Below are 20,474 nucleotides of genomic sequence, written 5' to 3'. Positions count from 1 at the left end.
AAAGGACCAGCAAGGGGTAGATATATTTGTCTACTCTAAATTCTATCTTTGCATAAGAGAGAGGAAGAGAAAAGGAAGAAAAAATGGGCAGATTTATTTTCTTGCTCTAACTTCTGTCTTTGCATGGCTGGGGCGAAATTGAAGCCCGTTGTTTAAAGTGTCTGTGAGGAAATTACGTGCTGGAAGTCGGGGCGTCAAAATTAGAGTGTGGAAAATCAATCTTTCCCATTTTTCGCTTTTTCGACGAGTCAACAACCGAGTAAGGTAACGTTGAATGTTGACCGGCGTGGGAAAGTCCAACCTGGCCTGGTTTATGAGTTTGAGGTGCCACAGTCTGGCGGGGGATACCGAAAGGTAACGATACGTGATGACGCTAAAGGGCACGATTTTGGAGAGGGCAACGCACAAAATCGAGGAGCGCATTTCAATGACGAACCAGGTAACCATTATGACTACTGATGTCGTTCAATCGACGGTTTTGAATATTTTCAAAGACAATGATGTTTATCATTATTCGGGCCTTGGCTTGAGTTTGGACGTGCCGGTTGCAGCAGCAAGCTATGTTGTTCAAGATGAAAGGGTGGTGGGTTTATCTTGTGCATTCGATTATGTGTGTTCCATGTTGAGTGAGCGCTTTCCAGAACATGATTTTTGGTTATGTTTGGCCACTTCTTGTGTGCAGCCCGATACTCGAGTGGTGAGGTATCGTGGGCTCTGGGGAAGTGTCAAGCATCGTGCTCTTCAAGTTGCTGATGGACAGGATGTTAAGGAGAGTATGATGGTCACGGAGGAGGGGGTGACGTTTATCGGGGCTTTACGCTTTCCCACTTCCTCTCTAAAGTCTGTCGTGCGTCTGATGGAGGCGGAAAGCAATTCGTACGTGTTTTTTCTGCCGAAAGGTGTTGGGTTCGACGATTGTCAGATTTCGACCTTCCACGGTAGTGTGGAGGCTGATCTTGGTTCGTTTTCCCTATTTTTGTCAAAGGAGGGGCGGTTCTGGTGCGTGTTGGTTTTTTTGATGACGTGGCACGGGGAGTTTTACTACTGGCATCGCCTGATTTTGTTAAGACACTTTAAAAGCCTGCCATAGGGTATGGTTTGCGCCTACTTATCGGCCAACAGACAGCGATCAATTTGAAAATATTCTGACTTCGTATTGCAAAAAGGGGACAGATTTATTTTTCTACTCTAATTTCTGTCTTTGCATGGCCAAGACGACGTTGAAGCCCGTTGCTTAAAGTATCGGTGAGGAAGCCACGAGCTGGAAGCTGGTGGCGTCAAAATTAGAGTGTAGAAAATAAATCTGTCCCCTTTTTCCAGTCCCCTTTTTCCATTGTGTCCCCTTTTTCCAACGGATATACAGAAACTTTTGGGAGTGAAAGTCAAGTGATTGCAGGTGATCCGGATAGGTTCGCCGTGCAGTTCCAGGTCGTTGGCGCTTGGAATGTGCAGGGTGACAGTTGGAAAAATGGTTTGCTTTGCGTGTATGCCGGTGGAGTGCGTATTTATGATGCTGTAGAAGCGTTGGAACTGCGTTCAGCGCTGAGTTTCTTCTCCGGCATCCGATTGCCTGACTCTACTGCGGATCTAATCTATGAGGATCGAGAAGTTTTCGACAATGCCAGGGCCTACTTTTCGGGGGAGATAGGCGATTTGCTACCAGGCATCGCGGACTTTTCGGCTACTGAAGCTGAAGATTCTGGTTTCATGCTGTATTTCAAAATGGAACGGGATGGCGATCGACTGGTTTGGTCACGGGATGATGGCCATACAGTCGAGGGTTTAAAGCTTGAGACAGGTACCGTGGCTGCTGTCATCGAACAGCTTAAAGCGTGTAGGTTGTAGCGCTCAATCGAGACAGCTTCTCAGGCAACTTTGCTGTGACAGCCTCGCCGTTCTGGTTTTTTTGCATCTGGAGCAAGGATAAGAATCGGAATTTCCTTATTCCTTGTAGTCCATTTCCGAAGCATGCTTTTACCGCCTTTCAGCCCTTGCCCCAGGCTACTTCGGCTTCTAATCTCGGCCAGCCGCTGCCAATTCAGTGGCCGGTTTTGACAGACCGTCGATTGTTGTCCTCGTGTGCATTCGCTCAATGGCGGCTGTACGTGTGGGCACCTAGTGTGCGCCGAGTGCCAACAATCTCGGTCTGTCAACCCGCGTACAGCTGCCACCCGACTGTTTGACAGCAGCTCAGCTGACAGCTCAACCCTCAACCATTGTTGGAGTACGAGCATGCTGAAGATTGTCCCCGATCCACCTTCCCCCCAAGACCACGCCCACTTCCTCGAAGACACCTTGGTACGCGCCATCGAGTACGCCTTCTGCGCCCTCACGGTGGCCAACCAGGCCGTGCAGCTCAAGCCCCGGTCACCCGGCGCGATACTGATGCTGGCGGCCGCCCACGAGATGGAGGCGGTGCGCACGTTGCTCGAATCCGCCCTGACCCAGGTGCAGCACTCGGCTAAGGCGCCGAGCGAGCCCCGCACGCTGCACTAGCCGACGACGTTTTCAGGGAGATCGATCATGACCACAGACGATGGCAAGAGCCAGCTCACGCCGGGCAAGACCCGTTTCTACCAGGGTGAGGGCAAGGATGCCCAGCCGCTGTTCTGCATCGAGCCTGGCATCCCTTGCCAGCATGCCCGCGGACAGGCGTCGGAGCTGATGGACTACGTGCGGCACCTGACCTTGGTCGGGGTGATGGATGAAGACCCGCGAATGGTCTGGGCCGCGCACTACCTCAGTGCCCTGGCCAAGGCGCTGATGGATGATGCGGAGCTGGGGATGGCGCATTAGCCTAAGGATTTTCGCGTCCGCCGGCAGGTGCGGCGCAAGGCCGCTCCTGCCGGCTTATTCTTCTGCCTGGCGTGACAGATATGCCGGCGGCACCTGGTCTACCAGCCAGACACCGTTATCCGCTTGATAGAACACTGCTCCCGCTGCGCACATGGCCTGGGTATCGACCGTGAGCAGCACTGGCTGACCATATCGCTTGCCCACCGCCAACGCGGTTTGCGGGTCCTCGCTCAGGTGCACATGATGACGGCTGCCCGGGATCAGGCCCTGGGCTTCGATGGAGGCCAGGAAGCGGCTGGCGGTGCCGTGATAGAGCAGGGAGGGTGGCGCCTTGGCGACGTGTCGCACTTCGACCTGGTTGCTGCTGTGGCCTTGGGCGGCGCGGATGAGGCGGCCATCGTCGGAGAGGGTGAAACGGCGCTTGTCATTGGTCTCGACCACTTCACGCAGGGCGTGCAGGTCGAAGGCATGGCCTTGCCTGCCGGCGCCGTGGATCAGCGCATCGACATCGGCCCAGCCGTCGCGGTCGAGGGACAGGTCGATGGATTCGGGTGCGTGGCGCAGTACGTAGCTGAGGAACTTGCTGAGGGTGTCGCGTTGTTTCTGGTTCACTGGAAAGGTCCTTTTCCATGTCTTCTGGTCGTTTGGGTCGGGGGGCATTCTCCGGGTTTGGGGTGGGGTTCTCAAGTGTGTGCAATGACCTGTGGAAGCGAACTTCCACAGGTGCGTTTGTTACATCAACCCTGACGCAAAGCGTCGAGTAGCGTCTTCAGTTTGTCGCGGCCCTCGGCATCCAGCCCGAACACCGGCCGCCGTGGCTCGCCTACCGGTAGCCCGGTCATCTCAAGGCCAGCCTTGATGGTCGCCGGCAAGCCGCCCTTGAGAATGAAGTCGAGCAACGGCAGCTGGCGGTAGAACAGCGCCTTGGCCTGTTCCAGCTCACCGCTCTGCACCGCCTGGTACAGCCGCAGGTTCAGTTCGGGAATCAGGTTGGCCGCCGCCGTGCACCAGCCCGTGGCACCGGCCACGAAGGCTTCCAGCGCCAGCGGGTTGCAGCCGTTGTAGAACGGCACCTGGCCCTCGCCGAGCAGCTGCAGCTTGTGCATGCGCTGGATGTCGCCAGTGCTCTCCTTGACCATGGTCACGTTGTCCACCTCGCGCACGATGCGCAGGATCAGCTCCACCGGCATGTCGGTGCCGCTGGTAGCCGGGTTGTTGTAGAGCATGATCGGGATGTCGATGGCCGCGCCAATGGCGCGGTAGTGCTGGAGGATCTCGGCTTCGCTGAGCTTCCAGTACGCGGCCGGCAGCACCATTACCGCGTCGGCGCCGTGCTGCTGGGCGAAGCGGGCGCGGCGCACGGCGCCGGCGGTGGTCAGGTCGGAGACGCTGACGATGCTCGGCACGCGCTTGGCAATGCGCTCCAGGCTGTACTGGGCGACCTGCTGCCATTCGCTGTCGCTCAGATAAGCACCTTCGCCGGTGCTGCCCAGCGGGGCGATGGCGTGGGCGCCGCCTGCGATCAGGCGGTCGATGGACTGGCCCAGCGCGGGCAGGTCGAGCTGTTCGCCGTCGGCGCTGAACGGGGTGATGGTGTAGCCGATGATGCCGTGGAATTGATTAGTCATTGTGCAAGGCTCCGCAAGCAAGGCGTAAAGGGATCAGTTCAGGCAATCGGCGTGGCTGCGCAGGGCCTGCCGGGCGTAGTAGTTGAAGGCGGCGCCGTGGCGCTTGGGCCGGTCGATCCAGTCGTGGGCGTCGCGGCCCAGCTCCGGGGCGATTGGCTTGATGGTGCCGGCGGCCATCGCCAGCAGTTGCAGGCGCGCGGCGCGCTCGATCAGTTGGGCGTAGACGCAGGCCTGCTCGATGCTGGTGCCGGTGGACAGCTGGCCGTGGTGCGAGAGCAGGATGGCGCGCTTGTCGCCCAGGGCGGCGCTGATGATCTCGCCTTCCTCGTTACCCACCGGCACGCCCGGCCAGGCTTCGAGGAATGCGCAGTCTTCGTACAGCGGGCAGAGGTCCATATGCGAGACCTGCAGCGGCACTTCCAGCATCGACAGCGCGGCGACGTGGGTAGGGTGGGTGTGGATGATGCAGTTGACGTCGGGGCGGGCGCGGTACACCCAGCTGTGGAAGCGGTTGGCCGGATTGGGCATGCCTTCGCCCTCCAGCACTTCGAGGTCTTCGTTGACCAGCAGCAGGTTGCCGGCGGTGATTTCGTCGAAGCCCAGGCCCAGTTGTTGGGTATAGAAAGTGCCCGGTTGCGCGCCACGGGCGCTGATCTGCCCGGCCAGGCCCGAGTCGTGGCCGTTATCGAAGAGAATTCGGCAGGTCAGGGCCAGCTTTTCGCGCACAGTCCACGTATTATCGGCAAGCGAGCCTTGCATCTGTGTCAGTGCCTTTTGCACCAGCTGGTCTTTGCTGAGGGTAAGGGTATTGGCCATGGGGATCTTTCCTCTGTGGCGTGATGACGGATGTCAGGGCTGGCTCGCCCCCGAGCTTTGGACGGTGAGGGGGCGAACCATCAGGTGACACAAATAATCCTATATGACACAAAGTGTCATGCGCAAGTGCGTTTGTTCGGGAAACCCGCTTCACATGTCTATCCGACTGAAACTGCTGAGAAAGAAACTGGGCATCACCCTTGAGCAGCTGGCCGAGAAGTCCGGCATGACCAAGAGCTACCTGTCCAAGGTCGAGCGTGGCCTCAACACGCCGTCGATCGCCGCGGCGCTGAAGCTGGCGCGGGCGTTGAACGTCAATGTCGAAGAGCTGTTCGACGGCGAGCATGACGGCCAGGCGCGCTACAGCCTGGTGCGCCGCGGCGAGCGCCAGGCGCTGGTGGGCGGTGGCGAGGGGCCGGGCTATGCGGTGCTGACCTCGCAGGTCGGCCAGCGCAGCCTGTTGCCGTTTCTGATCCAGCCGCCGACCGAGTTCAGCGACCCGACCTTCAAGGAACACGAGGGTGAGGAGTTCCTGTTCGTCCACGAGGGGCAGGTGGAGGTCGACTTCATGAGCGAGCGGGTGCTGCTGGAGGCCGGCGACGCCTTGCATTTCAATGCCCAGACCCCGCACCGCCTGCGTTCGGTCGGCGAGCGCCAGGCGCAGTTGCTGGTGGTGGTGCAGGGCGGCGAAGGGTGAGGGTGGGGCGATGATCGAGGTCTCGCGGTTCTGGCGTGATCCGGCATTGCCCTTCGTCGAGGCCCGTCTGGTCGGGGATGGCCGCCAGGTGTGCTACACCGCGCATTCCCACGCGAGCTTTTCCATCGGCGTGATCACCGGCGGGCGCAGCACTTACCTGACCGGTGATGCACGGCATGAGGTGACCGTGGGGACCACGGTGCTCATGAATCCAGGGGTGGTACACACCTGCAACCCCCTCCAGGGCGAACCTTGGTCCTACCTGATGCTGTTCGTTGATTTGCCGTGGCTGCAGGCTCGAGGGTTCGAACTGCCGGCAGCGACATTGAGCACGTCGACTGCGCTGTACGGGCGGTTGCTCGACCTGTTCGCCGGGCTGCTCGACAGCGAGGCGCTGGACAAGGCCGAGCGGCTGGCGACGTTCTTCACAGAGCTGCCAGGTTATCTCGAGGGCGGCGCGGCGCGTCACCCACAGGCGCATCCACGCCTGGAAATGGCCGCCGCGTTCATTCGCACCCACCGTCTGGATCCGCTGACCCTGGAGGACATCTGTGCTGCGGCGGGCTTGTCACGGGCCTACCTGACCCGCGCATTCGGCAAGCGCTTCGGGCTATCGCCGCACGCCTACCTGCTCGACCAGCGGGTGCAGCATGCCCGGGCGCAGTTGCGCGCAGGCAGGGCCATCGCCGAGGTGGCGCTGGAAGCCGGCTTTGCCGACCAGGCGCATCTGCAGAGGGCTTTCAAACGGTACCTGGCGACCACGCCGGGGCACTATCGCAACGCCTGAAAAGCACGTGGGCTTGCCCCGCGATAGGGCACGAACTGTCAACCTCCTACCATCAGGTACACCGCGCTCGCCACCAGCAACCCCGCCAGCACCCGATTGAGCAGACGCATCCGCCACGGCTCGGCCAGATACTGGCGGATCACGCTGCCGGCCCAGGCCCAACTGGCCACGGAGACGAAACAGATCGGCCCGTAGATCCAGGTGAACAGCCACAACAGCTGTTGCTCGCCGCCGGTATAGGCGCCGATGCCGGCCACGGCCGCCAGCCAGGCCTTGGGGCTCAGCCACTGCATGGCCGCGCCGTGCCAGGCGCTTGGCGCCCGCTGGCCATCCTCGGCGCCCAGCGCGCCATCGTCGCTGGCCAGCTTCCATGCCATGTACAGCAGGAACAACACCCCGCCCCAATGCAACAGCTGCCCCAGCAACGGCCAGCGCAGCAGCAGCTCATGCACGCCCAGCCCGACCAGCACCAGCAGCAGGCAGAAACCCAGGGTGGCACCGGCCGCATGCCCGATGCTGGCCCGCAGGCCATGGCGCGCGCCGCTGCCGAGGGCGACGATGTTGACCGGGCCGGGGGAGATGGAGGCGGCGAGGGCGAAGGCCGCCATGGACAGTGTCAGGCTCATCGGGCGTTTCCTTATGGCGAGGATAGTGCGGCTATCCTGCCCGATGCTGCGGCGCGGGTATTGAACAAAAATGCCCATGGGGCCTATCAGCTGGAGGGGGTGTTGGCGCTGTCCTGGGGCTGCTGGGCGGGTGACTGGGCGTCACCCTTGGCGATCTGCTCGGTCTGCTGGCGTTGCAGCGCCCATTGGTCGCTGCGTTCCTTGAGGCGGTCGGCACCGCCTTCGGCAAAGGCCGAGGTGGCCGAGATCGTTGCCAGCAGGGCGAGTGCACAGGTTAGGGTTTTCATCACTGGGGTCTCCATCGATTGACCTAAAAACGGCCGCCAGGCGGCCGGGTTGAGGCAAGGATGGCGTGCGCGGATTTCCCCAGGATTAACACCGCGATCAGTTGGTCAGCAGTTGCTCGTGGACCCAACCTTGTTCCGTGAGCACCATGGCGCGGGTTTCCTCCAGCGGCTTGGCGACACTGGCGGCTGCCTGGCCGAGGCCTGCGATGCCGGCCTGGACCGCCGCGTCGCTGGCCCAGCTCGGCAGTTCGTTCACCTGGTAGCTGTAGCTCACCTGCGACTGCTTGCGCCCATCATGTTCGGTAGGCTTGCCGACGCTGTTGATGGCGGTGACCTGGGCCTTGCCGAAGCACAGCCCGCCGGTGCTGGCGCCGTTCGCTTTGCGCCTTGCATCGGCCTTGTAGTAGCGGCGGCCTTCGTCGGTGAGGTCGTAGGCGTAGTAGATGTCGGTGCGTGCCGGCTGCCACAGCCGCTCAGGGACTTCGGTACGGGCAACCTCCCGTTCGCTGACCACGCCGACCCGGGCCAGGGCATGCAACGCCTGGTTGGTCCCTTCGACGTCGAAGTCACGGGTGCGGGTGGGGAAGGCACTGATCACGAAACAGTGCGGGTACTGGCTGTCGAGGTAGGCTTGGGCAGCCTGGCGCAGGTCGGCTTCACGGGGCTGCTGGTTGTCCGAGCAGCCGACCAGGGTCGCCAGCAACGCCAGCGGTATGATCTTCCTGTCCATTGTAAGGCTTCCTTGTATTGCCAATTGCTGGGTGGAGCGCAGGGCAGGATTAGAACCCGCGCGCCAGAGCGGCCGCAATCGTGGCACGACGACATATCGCCCGTGCTGTGCGCTGTTTGGCAAAGCCTGCCTCTGGCACCGACTGGCGGCCAACCGGCAAACGGTGGGTGTTCAGCCATACTCTGCTGGTTCCGCCCCGGCGCCGTCGGGGCGACCTGAAGCGGGCAGAGAGGAGCAGGCAATGGCCAAGGGCAAGCGCAAGGGTGAGGTCGACGAGAAGCTTGGACGCAAGACCTACGAGGCGGAACTCAAGCGCCTGCATGTGGAGCTGGTCAAACTCCAGCAGTGGGTGGTGGAGAAGGGCCTGAAGGTGTGCATCGTCTTCGAAGGCCGCGACGGTGCGGGCAAGGGTGGCACCATCAAGGCCATCACCGAGCGCGTCAGCCCGCGGGTGTTCCGTGTGGTGGCGCTGCCGGCGCCGACCGAGCGCGAGAAGACCCAGATGTACGCCCAGCGCTACCTGACCCACCTGCCGGCGGCCGGCGAGGTGGTGATCTTCGACCGCAGTTGGTACAACCGCGCCGGCGTGGAGCGGGTGATGGGCTTCTGCACCGAAGAGCAGGCCCACAAGTTCCTCACCGTGGTGCCGATGTTCGAGCGGATGATGGTCGAGTCGGGGATCATCCTCATCAAGTACTGGCTCGAGGTCAGTGCCGAAGAGCAGGCCCGTCGGCTACAGGACCGCATCAGCGACGGGCGCAAGCTGTGGAAGCTGTCGCCGATGGACGTCAAGTCCTACAACCGCTGGGACGCCTACACCCGCGCCCGCGACGACATGTTTGCCGCCTCCGATACTTCCTGGGCGCCGTGGTACATGGCGCGCTCCGAGGACAAGCGCAAGGCGCGGCTGAATATCATCAGCCACCTGTTGCAGCAGATCCCTTACAAGGACCTCAGCCGGGAGCACAAGGTGACGCTGCCCAAGCGCGGCAAGATCGGCAAGTACAAGGCGCAGCCGTATCCGTTCAAGATGGTCGCGCAGCGGTTCTGATGCCAATGCGAAGTCAAATCGGCAGTGTCTAGGGGCCGCAGGTAATGGCCAAGCGCATGGCACAGCGATCGGTCAGGCCGTGGGCCAGCTCGCTGGAGATGATCGTCTGCAGGCGATGATCCAGCTGTCGCACCGCCAGACGTTCGAAGCCGTAGCGCTGATAGAACGGGGCATTCCAGGGGACATCGTCGAAGGTGGTCAGGGTCAGCCAGGCCAGGCCCTTGTGGCGGGCGGCATCCCGTGCCTGGTCCAGCAGGCGCCGGCCCAGGCCTTGGCCCTGGGCCTCTTGCCGCACGGACAGCTCATGGATGTGCAAGGCGTCGTCGGCAACGCTGGCGCAGAGAAAACCCAGTGCCTGGCCCTGATCATCCGCGGCGACCCAGCTGCAACCTTCGCTCACGAATGCCAGGTGCTGGGTTTCATCCATCACGTCGCTGTCGGCCAGCCAGGCGAGGTGCGGCAATTGCCGGAATGCCTGGGCGGCGGAGCGTTCCAGGGCCGGGAGCAAGGGAACATCCTCGATGCGGGTGAGGCGGACAAGCATGGTGGAGACAAGACCTGTGGGCGTGGCGTCGCTGCGCAAGAAGACGCAGTTTGCCAGATCGACGCGGGAAGGTGTTGCAATGTAATTGTTATAACGTAACATTTGCGATCTTCCTCACAGGCAGGACCTCATCGTGATCCGCAGAAACCCCTCCGGCCATCTCCCGCAAATCGCCGAATCGGCCTATATCGACCACACCGCCATCATCTGCGGCAAGGTGATCATCCACGACAACGTGTTCGTCGGCCCCTACGCGGTGATCCGCGCCGACGAGGTGGACGCCGACGGCGACATGCAGCCGATCGTCATCGGCGCCAATTCCAATATCCAGGATGGCGTGGTGATCCATTCCAAGTCCGGCGCGGCGGTGCGCATCGGCCAGTACAGCTCGATCGCCCATCGCTCCATCGTCCACGGCCCGTGCGAAGTCGGCGACCGGGTGTTCATCGGCTTCAACAGCGTGCTGTTCAACTGCAAGGTCGGTGATGGCAGCGTGGTGCGGCACAACTCGGTGGTCGACGGCCGCGACTTGCCGCCACGCTTTTACGTGCCGCCCACCGAGCACATCGGTCCGCATACCGACCTGGAGCGCTACCCGCCGGTCAGCGTATCGGCCTCGGAGTTTTCCGAGGACGTGGCGCGCACCAATATCGACCTGGTCCAGGGCTACAAGGCCTTGCAGAACGAGTTCTGAGCATGGACACGCTATTGGTGCGCAATGCGCGACTGGTCAACGAGGGGCGTGAATTCGAAGCCGATCTGCTGGTGCGCCATGGGCGCATAGAACGGATCGCCGGCAGCCTCGACAACGCCCGGGCGGCACTGGAGATTGATGCCAAGGGAGCTTGGCTGCTGCCGGGGATGATCGACGACCAGGTGCACTTTCGCGAGCCGGGGGCGCCGCACAAGGGCTGCATCGCCAGCGAGTCGCGGGCAGCGGTGGCCGGGGGTATCACCAGTTTCATGGACATGCCCAACACCAACCCGCCCACGTTGACCCTGGAGGCGCTGGCCGACAAGAAGCGCCGGGCGGCTGCGGGCTCACGGGCCAACTATGGCTTTCATTTCGGCGTTAGCCGCGACAACCTCGACACCATTGCCGCCCTCGACCCCCGCGAAGTGGCCGGGATCAAGGTGTTCATGGGCGCGTCCACTGGCGACATGCTGGTGGACGATCCGCAGGTGCTGGAAAAACTCTTCATCTATGCGCCGACCATCGTCCTGGCCCATTGCGAAGACACGCCGAGCATTCTGCAGAACGAGGCTTGGTGGCGGGCGCGCCACGGCGAGTTCATCCCCCCGGCCGCGCACCCGCTGATCCGCGATGCCGATGCCTGCTACCGTTCCTCGAGCCTGGCCGTGCAACTGGCCCGGCGTTTTGGCACGCGCCTGCATGTGCTGCATCTGACCACTGTACGCGAGCTGGCGTTGTTCACGCCCGGCCCGGTGAGCGGCAAGCGCATCACTGCTGAGGTGTGCTTGCACCACCTGCTGTTCGACGACAGCGACTACGCCAGCCTCGGCCATCTGATCAAGTGCAACCCGGCGATCAAGACTGGCACCGACCGTGACGCCTTGCGCAAGGCCCTGGCCCGTGACCGTATCGATGTGATCGGTACCGACCACGCGCCGCATACGCTGGAAGAGAAACGGCGGGTGTATGCACGCGCACCGTCAGGCCTGCCGCTGGTGCAGCATGCCCTCCCGGCGGCGCTGGAACTGGTCAGCGAAGGAGTGCTGAGCATGGCCCAGGTGGTGACCAAGACCAGCCACGCGGTGGCCGAGCTGTTCGCCATTCGCGAACGCGGTTTTCTGCGCGAGGGGTACTGGGCAGACTTCGCCATCGTCGAGCGTCTGGCCAGGCCACGGGCCGTGGCGGACGACCCGATCCTGGCGCGCTGCGGCTGGACGCCGTTCCAGCAGCGCGCTTTTCACCATGTGGTACGTACCACGGTGGTGTCGGGGCAACTGGCCTGGCACCAGGGCCAGGTGCGCGACCCGTGCCAGGGACTGCCCTTGATGTTCGACCGTTGATTGGGCCAGGGGCCGCTGCGCAGCCCCTGTGGGAGCTGGCTTGCCAGCGAAAGGGGCGCGACGCGCCCCCAGCATTTCGGAACCTTGCCATGACTGAAGAGCAATTGTTGCAACAACCTGCCGCCGCCTACATGAACGAACCGCAGCGGCAATTCTTCCGTAACTTGCTGCTGGCCCAGCGCGGCGAGCTGCAGGGCCGTATCGAACAGGAGTTCCGCGCCCTGCGCGAGCAGGAAGTGCACAGCGACCCGGCCGACATCGGCAGCGCCGAAGAAGAGCGCCACTGGCAACTGCGCTCGCTGGAGCGGGAAAAGAAGCTGCTCGACAAGATCGACCAGGCGCTGGAGCGCCTGGCCCGGGGCGACTACGGCTGGTGTGAGGAAACCGGCGAGCCGATTGGCCTGCGCCGCCTGCTGCTGCGGCCCACCGCGACCTTGTGCGTCGAGGCCAAGGAGCGCCAGGAGCTGCGCGAGCGGCATGTGCGCGACAGCGTCTAGGCCCTGTACGACATGTATCTGCACTCGCCCATACTGCGTTGAAACGGGGCTCGGAATGCTCATGTACTCCAGTACACTGCGCTTCCTCCCCCCGTTTCGCCTTGTCTGGCCGTCGCGCAGACACATTTCGTACAGACCCTAATCGATGTTCAGGCCCTGAGCCTGCAGCTGCAACTGCCAGCGCACCGAGCTGACGCCTTTCTCCAGGCTCACCCGGCCGACCAAGCGCTCCAGCTGGGTCGGCGCCTGGGGCGTGCCGAGCAGTTCGGCGCGTACTTCCAGGCGTGCCGGGTCGGACAGGTCCTCGCTGTGCAGCGACTGCAGGCGCAGGCCCGGGTCGCTTAGGCTGTGCAGCATCAGGCTGCGTACCTGGATTTCGTCCTCGGCGCGGCAGACGATGCGCACCTCGTAGCGCTGCTCGACCTCGCTGGCCGGCAGCACGTCCTGGCGGTCGAGGCGCTGGGCGAGGTCGCGCAGCAGGATGTTGGCGCACAGCACCACCAGGCTGCCCAGCGACGCCTCCAGCAACAACCCGAGGCTGCACAGCACGCCGATCGCGGCGGTGCACCAGAGGGTGGCGGCGGTGTTCAGGCCACGCACGTTGAAGCCGTCGCGCATGATCACGCCGCCGCCGAGAAAGCCGATGCCCGACACCACATAGGCGGCGATGCGCGAGGCATCGGTGGGCGCCATGCCCGGTACTGCCTGGGTCATCAACACGAACAGGCAGGCGCCGGTGCTGACCAAGGCGTTGGTGCGCAGGCCCGTCAGGCGCTGGCGCAGTTGACGCTCGGCGCCGATCAGGGCACCGAGCAGCAGGGCCACGCTGACGCGCAGCAGGAAGATTTTCCAATCCATAGCGAACTCCGTTCTGCGGGCGCTGGCCCGCATGGGCGCCGACTTGAGACGGCGCGATTGCAAACGAGGAATGCGCAGGACCACGCGCCATGCCGGGTGGCAGGGCTGGGAAGCAAGGAGGAATGTTCAGCCGGGGAGGGCCGAAGGAAACCACCGTCTACCGAGTACGGCGAGACAGTGGCAGGAACGCTGCCGGACTAGCTCGCCGTGTGGGCCTGTCGCAATCGACTGGGGCTACTGTCCAATGCAGGGGTCTCCTGGGTGAGGGATGCTTGAATGCGCGGCGGACCATACGCCTCGACCCGCGCGGGGTCAAGGCATGAATCATGACAATCCTGTTACGGCAGGCGCTGGCAGACGTAGGCCTGGGTGCGGTAAGGGAAGGCGATGCGCTCACGGCCCCTGAGGTCCGGATGGTTGTCGATCAGGCTTTGCAACTGGCCCATGACCTCGTCTTGTTCGGCCTGGGGCAGGGCGGCGATGAAGCTCACCGAGCGCAGGCGTTCGAGGATCACGGTCTGTGGGTCACCCTCATGGACATGGGGCAGGGTGGTCAGTTGCGGAGTGCTGAAGCGGCTGCCTGCGAGGGCTTCGCGCCAGCGCCCGGTGTGAAAACGTGGCGTGTCGCCCTCGTAGGGGGTGATGATTTCGGTGATCCGCGCCACCCAGTCCACTGTTTCGTCGCGCACGTTCCAGATCAGACCCAGACGGCCGCCGGGGGCCAGCACCCGGTGCATCTCCTCCAGGGCGGCGGCATCGGCGAACCAGTGGAAGGCCTGGGCGCAGACCAGCACCTGCTGGCTGGCCTCGGCCAGCGGTATGTGCTGTGCGGTGCCCTCGAGCACGGGGATGTCGGGCAGCCGTTTGTGGAAGCGTGCGCGCATGGCGGGCACTGGTTCCACAGCGGTCAGGTGTGGTGCCAGTGCGCTGAGCAGACGGGTGAACTTGCCGGTGCCGGCGCCCAGGTCGAGCACCGGGGTCCCGGCGCCGATGCCCAGGGTGTCGCGTAACCAGTCCTGCAAGGCGACGGGGTAGTCCGGCCGACCTTGCTCATAGTTGTCCGACTGGCGGGTGTAGCCGGTGCTGGCCGAGGCGTGTACATCCTTCATGGAAAATCCCTCTGAATGACCTGGCGGCAATGGTACGCTTGCGCATTTCGTTGCCAACCCCCCGGACCGATACATGTTGTTCAATCTCGCCGTGCTGTTCGGCACCCTGGTGGCCATGGAGGGCGTCGGCACGCTGGCCCACAAGTACGTCATGCACGGCTGGGGCTGGTGGCTGCACCGCTCGCACCACGAGCCGCAACTGGGCATGCTGGAAACCAACGACCTCTACCTGCTGGCGCTCGGGCTGATCGCCGCTGCCCTGATGACGCTGGGCAAGGCCGGGCACGCGCCGCTGCAATGGGTCGGTGGCGGCGTGGCGGGCTATGGGCTGGCCTACGTGCTGGCCCATGATGGGGTGTTTCACCGGCACTGGCCGCGGGCGCCGAAACCGGTCAATCGCTACCTCAAGCGCCTGTACCGGGCCCATCGCCTGCACCATGCGGTGAAGGGCCGCCAGGGCAGCGTGTCGTTCGGGTTCTTCTATGCGCCGCCGTTGCGGGTGTTGAAGCAGCAACTGAAACGGCGACGGAGCTGATGACTCTGCGCCTCATTCGCCAGTTAGGCCGAATACGGCTCAACCGCGCCGCTTGAGGGTCTGCGACGGCAACTCTCCGAACTGTTGGCGATAGCGTTCGGAAAACCGCCCCAGGTGCATGAAGCCATGGTCCAGGGCCAGTTCGGTCACGCTGCGCACCGTGCAGCTCGGGTCGCTCAGGCAGGCGCGCACGCGCTCCAGCTTGCGTTGCCGGATGTGCTGCCGGGGGGTGGTGTTCAGGTGACGATCGAACAATGCATACAGCGAGCGAACGCTCATGTTCGCCTGTTCGGCCAGGGTCTCGGCGGTCATGTCCAGCATCAGGTTGCGCTCCACATAGTCCAGGATCCGCTCCAGCCCCGCGCCTGGGCCACTCAGTGTTTCCATGCCCACGTTGGTGGTCATCTGGGTCAGTAGCTTGCTGGCCACGATCTGGCTGTAGTGCCTCTGTACCCGAGGCAGCGAGCCGCTTGCCTCGGCCTCGTTGCAGACCATGCCCAGCAGGTTGAGGAACCCGCCCAGCTCGTCCAGCCGATAGTGGTTGCGCAAAAAGCGCACGCCGCCGCTGGGCCGCTGCCAGCGCTGCTCGTCGCAGACGCTGTCGAGCAGGCTGGCCGGGACCTTGAGGATAAACTTCTCGCAATCCTCGGAGTAGGTCAGGTCCACGGGGTCGTCCGGGTTGATCAGCAACAGCTCGCCCGGCAGCAGGTGATGCTCGCGTTGGGGGCCGCGCCACAGGCAATTGCCGCTGAGCAGCACCTGCAGGTGGTAGAGGGTCTCCAGCGCGGGTGAGGTGACCCGCACGCTGCCCCCGTAGCTGAGGCGGCACAGGTCCAGCTCGGCGAACTTGCGGTGACTGAGGCTTGCCTGGGGATGGGTGGTGCGGGACAGGCCGATATGGTGCTGCCCTACATGGTGGTTCACATAGGCGGACACGGCATAGGGGTCGGCGTGGTGGAACACGCAGCTTTGCTCGCTCAGCAGGCGGCTTTCCATGGGCAAGGCACTCGCCATCGTTATTGTTCTGGGCGCCGTTCGCTGCGGCCCGGAGGCTGCGCAAGCGGTCGTTCACGGTCATTCTGGCCAGCCACCGGGCGCACGTAGAGGCAGGCGAAGGTTGGCTGCCAGCTTCCACAGTATGCAATAAGCCGGGACCGGGGCAATGCGGCCCGACAAGCGCCGGGCGAACAGCGGATGCCGCCTCGGGCTGGCTTGTGCGATTAGCGGACGCGGCTCATTGCACCGGCAGGAAATTCATCAACAGCAGGCTTTGCGCGTAATTCAGGCCGATCCGCCGATAACGCTCGTCAAGCATCTGCGACAGCAGGTCGAGACGGGCGACGACCTTGCCGAACTCCACGGCGAAGCTGAGGTTGCTGCCTTGTTCGGAAATTTCGTTGGAAAACAGCAGGAGCACCCCATTGGCATCCTGGCGCTGGCCGAGCATCCAGGTGGCCTTCTCGATGTTGCGCGCGGCATTGTGGATGAACAACGGGTCGAGGGTGTCGGTCATGTAGAACTCGGTGCGCCCACCGTGGGCGGTGACCAGCATGCTGCCAATGGCGTAAATGAACGCACCCACCCGGTCTCCGCGAAACTCCGGGCTCAGGGCGTAGCTCAAGGCCGCCAGGTCGCGGCGCTCGCCCAACTGCGCCAGGGGCTGGCGCTGCTCGATGGCGATGCGGATCTGCCGCGCCGCGGTGGTGGCGTCGAGGTAACCCGATTGTCGCCACTGGTTGGGGTTGCGCAGGTACAGCTTGTTCATCAGCAGGTACAGGCTTTGCAGGTTGTCGCGCATGGCCAGGGTGGCCATGCGGTCGACACTGGTCTGGAACAGCTCGTCGGGCTTGCCGTTGCTGAACTGGGTGAGCATGTCGCGGCCCTGCTGCTGGGTGCAGGCGACCAGACAGGCCAGGCTGCCGGCCATCAGCAGTCGGCGAGGAAATGGAAGGCGTCTTCGTACGGCCATCGGCACCGGTTGGAAAAGTCGGTCCCGCCGGGGATCGGTGGGGCCTGGCCATGCATAGAGCGCACAAACGCGAAAAAGTGCGATAGCGGCCTGCGCCGGCAAACCGGCCAAGGTCGATCAGGCTACATCGACCAGCACGATTTCGCTGTCTTCCAATGCTGTCACCTTGAGCCGCGTCTCCTGCTCGATCGCCACGCCATCACGGGCCTTGGCTTGCAAGCCGTTCACCTCGATCCGTCCCTTGGCCGGCACCAGGTAGCCGCGACGGCCCTCATCGAGGCGGTACTCGGCGCTTTCACCGGCGCGCAGAGTCGCGGCCACCAGGCGGGCGTCGGTGCGGATGCGCAGGCTGTCGTCATCGCCTTCGCGGCCACTGGCCAGGGTCACGAAGCCCTCGCCACGTTCACCCTTGGGGAACGGGCGGGTACCCCAGGAGGGCGCGTCACCGACCTTTTCCGGGATGATCCAGATCTGGAAGATCCGCGTGTCGACCTTCTCCAGGTTGTACTCGCTGTGGACAATGCCGCTGCCAGCGCTCATGACTTGCACATCGCCGGCTTCGGTTCGGCCCTTGTTGCCCAGACTGTCCTGATGGGTGATGGCGCCTTCGCGAACGTAGGTGATGATCTCCATGTCACGGTGCGGGTGCGGTGGGAAGCCTGCGCCGGCGGCGATCAGGTCGTCGTTCCACACGCGCAGGTTGCCCCAGTGCATGCGTGCCGGGTCATGGTACTCGGCGAAGGAGAAATGATGATGGGCGTCGAGCCAGCCGTGGTTGGCGTGGCCAAGGCTTTCGAAGGGCCGTAGTTGCAGCATGGTGGTGTTCCTCTGATTCGGTGGAATGAGGCCATGATGCGCATCTTAAGTATCGATAAAAAGCGTAAATATCGGCTCTTAAGTATCTATAAATACGATATTTAATTATGCGACTTCGCATGCGGTTCATCGCCTAATCCCATGATCCATAAGCATTCGCTGGCACTTTTACGCGGATGAGGCGAACATGCCGGCTGTTCTGATTTTCAATGGAGTGACCGTGCCGCACGAGCATCCCCGGGCCCCGGCCGACCTGACCCCTCCCGCCCAGTTGCCCTGGCTGCGCCGCCTGGCCGCCCGCCTGTTGGGGCGGGGCCTGTCACGCCTGCAGGCGCAGCACCGCGATTCCTGGTTCCTCGGCCACGCCACGGGGCAGCGCAACGGCCATGCCGATGGCTTGCGTGAGGGCTACGAGCAGGGTCGGGTCGCTGGATTCGAGGCTGGGCGCCAGGTTCTGGTGATCCGCGATGCCCGCCCGGAGAATGCCGGTGTACCCGGGCAGGACGACAACCTGTTCGACGACTGGCGCCTGCCGCTGACCGCCGAGCTGAAAAAGCGCTTCAAGGCTGATGTCGCCAGGCGTCTGCCTGCCGAGGCGCAACCGAGCGCGGCGCAATGGAAGCTGATCTTCAGCGACACACCCTCGACCTGCGTCGTGGCCGGCGCCGGGGCCGGCAAGTCGACCTCGCTGGTGCTGCGCATCCTGCTGCTGCGTCACTACCTGGGCTTCGAGCTCGATGCCCTGACCGTGGTGACCTTCACCCGCGAGTCGCGCCGTGACTTCATCCAGCGCCTGCTGCAGGTGTTTGCCCTGTGGCAGCTCGAGCTGTCGCCTGCCCAGGGGCGGGAGCTGGTGCGCACTTTTCATTCACGCATCCTGCCGTTGGTGCGCAGCTTGCCAGGCTTCGCCCAGGTGCGGGCGTTCGAGACCCTGGGCAACGAGATGCCCGCAGGCGGCGAGGCAAACGCTGACAGCAACCCGTTCGACCTGCGCCTGAACGATGCCCAGCGTCAGCAGCTCAACCAGTGCTACAGCGAGCTGCTGGGCCAGAGCCCGCGGTTTGCCCAGCTGGTCGGCGCGTTGCGCCAGGAAGCACTGCTGCTCAAGCCGATGGACCCGGATCATCCGGATGTGCACAAGCGTGTGCAGGTCACCCAGCTGGCCGCCCAGCGCGACGAGGAACTGTGCGATGTGATCGAGGACCTGTGGTTCGCCGCCGGTGCCTGGCCGATCAAGGGTATCGAACCCTGCCGCGATACGGTGCAGATCCGCGGCAGCCGCTTTCATGTCCATGGCCGCCTGGAAGGGCTGGACGCCTGGGTGGTGCTGGGTTTCGACCCGTCCGAAAGCGCCCAGTACCAGCGCCCGGGCGCCAAGCTGGCGGTGCGCGCGGAATGGGCGGTAAAGCGCACCCTGTTTCAAGCTTTCTGTGATAAGCCATTGATATGGCTTGATAATTACTCTTCGGCAAAACGGCTTGCAACGTCCTTGGCGGGGGATGCCGTGGCCGGCCCGGGCTTCGAGTACAAGGTCAAGGGCGAGCTGGCCCCGGCGCCGTTGCTCGACGCCTTCGTCACCGCTGCGAGCTTCATCGAGAACCTCGGCCTGGACGTCAACAACGCCGTGGCCGCCATGAGCTTCCCTTCTGGCGATAGCGACGCGGCATTCTTCGAGGCCCTCGCGCTGTTCTGGAAGGCACTGGAAGCACACCTGTTGGCGCAGTCGCCGCCGGTGATGACCTACAACCGCATGTTCGCCCTGTTCGGCGAGAACAACCCGGAGAACCTCGGGTTGCTGCCCGCCCCCTTGCTGCGCCCAATGGCTCACCTGATGATCGACGAGTTCCAGGACGTCTCGCCGCAGATCGTCAGCTGGCTGCGTGCCTGCCTCGCCGAAATCCGCCGCCGTGGGCCGGCCATGCACAGCGGGCGGGTGGCGCAACATTCATCGCTGATGTGCGTGGGCGATGACTGGCAGTCGATCTATGGTTGGCGCGGCAGCTCGCCGAAGTACTTCATGGAGTTCACCAAGGCCTTCCCGTCACCGGCCAACACGCGGGTGATGCTGGTGGAGAACTACCGCAGCCAGCAGTACATCATCGAGGCCGCCGAGCATCTGGTCAAAGGCGCGCCGGCCATCACCGGCAAGAAGGCCAGGGCCAGCGGGCTGGCAGCCGAGCTGCCGTTGTCGCCGGTGAAGGTTTTCGATCGGGACGAGGCGGCACTGGCTGAAACCGTGATCGAGCATTATCAGCGGGGTGAAACGGTCATGATGCTGTTTCGAAAATCCAGCGATAAGTTATTGATTGAAAAGTATTTATTGCCAATAGTTAAAGTTGATTATAGCTTGCCGCCCGGCCAGCGCCGCCTGCGTCAGCTGACCTATCACAGCGCCAAGGGACTGCAAGCAGATGCGGTGTTCATGCTCGGCGATTGCCACTACCTGACCAGCTCGCCCTACAAGAACCAGGCGTATCGCCTGGCCGGCTTGGGCAAGCCAGGGGACGCCCAGGCGTTCGATACGGCGCAGAAGGAAGAAGTGCAGCGCCTTGCCTACGTGGCGGTGACGCGTGCGGTTCGGCACTGTTACTGGCACGTGGAACGAGCCAGCGGCGAGGCTGCCGCGCAGCCGCGTGCGTCAAGCCAGGTACAGGGGCGGCAGGCCTTCTTCGAAGACCTGCGCGGCCAGTAGGC

25 protein-coding genes are annotated in these 20,474 nt (G+C 63.2%); 13 read left to right on the top strand and 12 right to left on the bottom strand.

The window, feature by feature from the left end; genetic code table 11:
• Positions 1–207: 207 nt before the first annotated feature.
• The 5 genes from LOY42_RS26645 (at position 208) to LOY42_RS13945 (ending at position 2,796) form a co-directional block, all read left to right on the top strand.
• Positions 208–459, top strand: a complete 252-nt coding sequence (locus tag LOY42_RS26645) for an HNH/endonuclease VII fold putative polymorphic toxin (protein WP_408981056.1) — start codon at positions 208–210, stop codon at positions 457–459.
• Positions 365–1,090, top strand: a complete 726-nt coding sequence (locus LOY42_RS13960) for a hypothetical protein (RefSeq protein ID WP_258597990.1) — start codon at positions 365–367, stop codon at positions 1,088–1,090. The genes LOY42_RS26645 and LOY42_RS13960 overlap by 95 nt, the downstream gene beginning before the upstream one ends.
• A gap of 326 nt (positions 1,091–1,416) precedes the next feature.
• Positions 1,417–1,845 (top strand): Imm42 family immunity protein, encoded by a 429-nt coding sequence (locus LOY42_RS13955; RefSeq protein ID WP_408981055.1) that lies wholly within the window; start codon positions 1,417–1,419, stop codon positions 1,843–1,845.
• Between the two features lie 387 nt (positions 1,846–2,232).
• Positions 2,233–2,496 (top strand): hypothetical protein, encoded by a 264-nt coding sequence (locus LOY42_RS13950; RefSeq protein WP_258597988.1) that lies wholly within the window; start codon positions 2,233–2,235, stop codon positions 2,494–2,496.
• A gap of 27 nt (positions 2,497–2,523) precedes the next feature.
• Positions 2,524–2,796: a DUF3077 domain-containing protein gene (locus tag LOY42_RS13945; protein WP_258597987.1), complete on the top strand. Its 273-nt coding sequence runs from the start codon at positions 2,524–2,526 to the stop codon at positions 2,794–2,796.
• A 54-nt stretch (positions 2,797–2,850) separates the two neighbouring features.
• On the opposite strand, the gene LOY42_RS13940 is transcribed toward LOY42_RS13945, so the two are convergent.
• The 3 genes from LOY42_RS13940 to LOY42_RS13930 all read right to left on the bottom strand — a co-directional run bounded on the left by LOY42_RS13940 (position 2,851) and on the right by LOY42_RS13930 (position 5,240).
• On the bottom strand, positions 2,851–3,408 hold the full coding sequence (locus LOY42_RS13940) for an RNA 2'-phosphotransferase (protein ID WP_258597986.1): 558 nt from the start codon (positions 3,406–3,408) through the stop codon (positions 2,851–2,853).
• 125 nt (positions 3,409–3,533) lie between these two features.
• The gene (locus LOY42_RS13935) at positions 3,534–4,424 is read right to left on the bottom strand and encodes a dihydrodipicolinate synthase family protein (protein ID WP_198755040.1); all 891 of its coding nucleotides are present in this window, start codon (positions 4,422–4,424) and stop codon (positions 3,534–3,536) included.
• A gap of 33 nt (positions 4,425–4,457) precedes the next feature.
• Positions 4,458–5,240: an aldolase gene (locus tag LOY42_RS13930; RefSeq protein ID WP_110701327.1), complete on the bottom strand. Its 783-nt coding sequence runs from the start codon at positions 5,238–5,240 to the stop codon at positions 4,458–4,460.
• A 154-nt stretch (positions 5,241–5,394) separates the two neighbouring features.
• On the opposite strand from LOY42_RS13930, the gene LOY42_RS13925 reads away from it, so the two are divergent.
• Together LOY42_RS13925 and LOY42_RS13920 are read left to right on the top strand one after the other, a co-directional pair.
• The gene (locus LOY42_RS13925; protein ID WP_038706211.1) at positions 5,395–5,937 is read left to right on the top strand and encodes a helix-turn-helix domain-containing protein; all 543 of its coding nucleotides are present in this window, start codon (positions 5,395–5,397) and stop codon (positions 5,935–5,937) included.
• Positions 5,938–5,947: 10 nt separating this feature from the next.
• Positions 5,948–6,724 carry an AraC family transcriptional regulator gene (locus tag LOY42_RS13920; RefSeq protein WP_258597984.1) on the top strand — a complete coding sequence of 259 codons (777 nt, stop codon included), beginning with the start codon at positions 5,948–5,950 and terminating at the stop codon, positions 6,722–6,724.
• A gap of 38 nt (positions 6,725–6,762) precedes the next feature.
• Here the strand turns inward: LOY42_RS13920 and LOY42_RS13915 are convergent, their stop codons facing one another.
• From LOY42_RS13915 to LOY42_RS13905, 3 genes are all read right to left on the bottom strand, one after another.
• The gene (locus LOY42_RS13915) at positions 6,763–7,350 is read right to left on the bottom strand and encodes a LysE family translocator (protein WP_258597982.1); all 588 of its coding nucleotides are present in this window, start codon (positions 7,348–7,350) and stop codon (positions 6,763–6,765) included.
• A gap of 86 nt (positions 7,351–7,436) precedes the next feature.
• Positions 7,437–7,637, bottom strand: a complete 201-nt coding sequence (locus LOY42_RS13910) for a hypothetical protein (RefSeq protein WP_258597980.1) — start codon at positions 7,635–7,637, stop codon at positions 7,437–7,439.
• Positions 7,638–7,734: 97 nt separating this feature from the next.
• On the bottom strand, positions 7,735–8,367 hold the full coding sequence (locus LOY42_RS13905) for a hypothetical protein (protein ID WP_258597978.1): 633 nt from the start codon (positions 8,365–8,367) through the stop codon (positions 7,735–7,737).
• A gap of 241 nt (positions 8,368–8,608) precedes the next feature.
• Here LOY42_RS13905 and ppk2 point away from each other — a divergent pair, with 241 nt between their 5' ends.
• Positions 8,609–9,418: a polyphosphate kinase 2 gene (gene ppk2, locus LOY42_RS13900; protein WP_258597977.1), complete on the top strand. Its 810-nt coding sequence runs from the start codon at positions 8,609–8,611 to the stop codon at positions 9,416–9,418.
• 28 nt (positions 9,419–9,446) lie between these two features.
• Here the strand turns inward: ppk2 and LOY42_RS13895 are convergent, their stop codons facing one another.
• Positions 9,447–9,962 carry a GNAT family N-acetyltransferase gene (locus LOY42_RS13895; RefSeq protein WP_198755047.1) on the bottom strand — a complete coding sequence of 172 codons (516 nt, stop codon included), beginning with the start codon at positions 9,960–9,962 and terminating at the stop codon, positions 9,447–9,449.
• A gap of 133 nt (positions 9,963–10,095) precedes the next feature.
• Between LOY42_RS13895 and LOY42_RS13890 the strand changes: the two genes are divergently transcribed.
• From LOY42_RS13890 to dksA, 3 genes are all read left to right on the top strand, one after another.
• On the top strand, positions 10,096–10,656 hold the full coding sequence (locus tag LOY42_RS13890) for a carbonate dehydratase (RefSeq protein WP_102684245.1): 561 nt from the start codon (positions 10,096–10,098) through the stop codon (positions 10,654–10,656).
• A gap of 2 nt (positions 10,657–10,658) precedes the next feature.
• Positions 10,659–11,996, top strand: coding sequence for a dihydroorotase (locus tag LOY42_RS13885; protein WP_258597975.1), 1,338 nt, complete (start codon positions 10,659–10,661; stop codon positions 11,994–11,996).
• An 89-nt stretch (positions 11,997–12,085) separates the two neighbouring features.
• The gene (gene dksA / locus LOY42_RS13880) at positions 12,086–12,493 is read left to right on the top strand and encodes an RNA polymerase-binding protein DksA (RefSeq protein WP_102684247.1); all 408 of its coding nucleotides are present in this window, start codon (positions 12,086–12,088) and stop codon (positions 12,491–12,493) included.
• Positions 12,494–12,631: 138 nt separating this feature from the next.
• On the opposite strand, the gene LOY42_RS13875 is transcribed toward dksA, so the two are convergent.
• Together LOY42_RS13875 and LOY42_RS13870 are read right to left on the bottom strand one after the other, a co-directional pair.
• Complete coding sequence (locus tag LOY42_RS13875) at positions 12,632–13,351, bottom strand: MgtC/SapB family protein (RefSeq protein ID WP_258597974.1); 720 nt, start codon at positions 13,349–13,351, stop codon at positions 12,632–12,634.
• Between the two features lie 338 nt (positions 13,352–13,689).
• A complete protein-coding gene (locus tag LOY42_RS13870) occupies positions 13,690–14,460 on the bottom strand; it encodes a class I SAM-dependent methyltransferase (protein ID WP_198755050.1) in 771 nt (256 codons plus the stop codon).
• Between the two features lie 73 nt (positions 14,461–14,533).
• Here LOY42_RS13870 and LOY42_RS13865 point away from each other — a divergent pair, with 73 nt between their 5' ends.
• A complete protein-coding gene (locus LOY42_RS13865) occupies positions 14,534–14,995 on the top strand; it encodes a sterol desaturase family protein (RefSeq protein ID WP_198755051.1) in 462 nt (153 codons plus the stop codon).
• A 39-nt stretch (positions 14,996–15,034) separates the two neighbouring features.
• Here the strand turns inward: LOY42_RS13865 and LOY42_RS13860 are convergent, their stop codons facing one another.
• The 3 genes from LOY42_RS13860 to LOY42_RS13850 form a co-directional block, all read right to left on the bottom strand.
• Positions 15,035–15,991, bottom strand: a complete 957-nt coding sequence (locus LOY42_RS13860) for an AraC family transcriptional regulator (protein WP_258597971.1) — start codon at positions 15,989–15,991, stop codon at positions 15,035–15,037.
• A 238-nt stretch (positions 15,992–16,229) separates the two neighbouring features.
• Entirely contained in the window at positions 16,230–16,922 is a 693-nt protein-coding gene (locus LOY42_RS13855; protein ID WP_232968082.1) for a hypothetical protein, read from the bottom strand.
• Between the two features lie 159 nt (positions 16,923–17,081).
• The gene (locus LOY42_RS13850) at positions 17,082–17,780 is read right to left on the bottom strand and encodes a pirin family protein (protein ID WP_102684252.1); all 699 of its coding nucleotides are present in this window, start codon (positions 17,778–17,780) and stop codon (positions 17,082–17,084) included.
• Between the two features lie 187 nt (positions 17,781–17,967).
• Here LOY42_RS13850 and LOY42_RS13845 point away from each other — a divergent pair, with 187 nt between their 5' ends.
• Positions 17,968–20,472, top strand: coding sequence for a UvrD-helicase domain-containing protein (locus LOY42_RS13845; protein WP_258597969.1), 2,505 nt, complete (start codon positions 17,968–17,970; stop codon positions 20,470–20,472).
• Positions 20,473–20,474 lie beyond the last annotated feature (2 nt).

The sequence above is a fragment of the Pseudomonas sp. B21-023 genome, assembly GCF_024749165.1.
GTDB lineage: Bacteria > Pseudomonadota > Gammaproteobacteria > Pseudomonadales > Pseudomonadaceae > Aquipseudomonas.
Note: the sequence above shows the minus strand (reverse complement) of the source record. Positions and strands in the feature narration are given on the sequence as shown.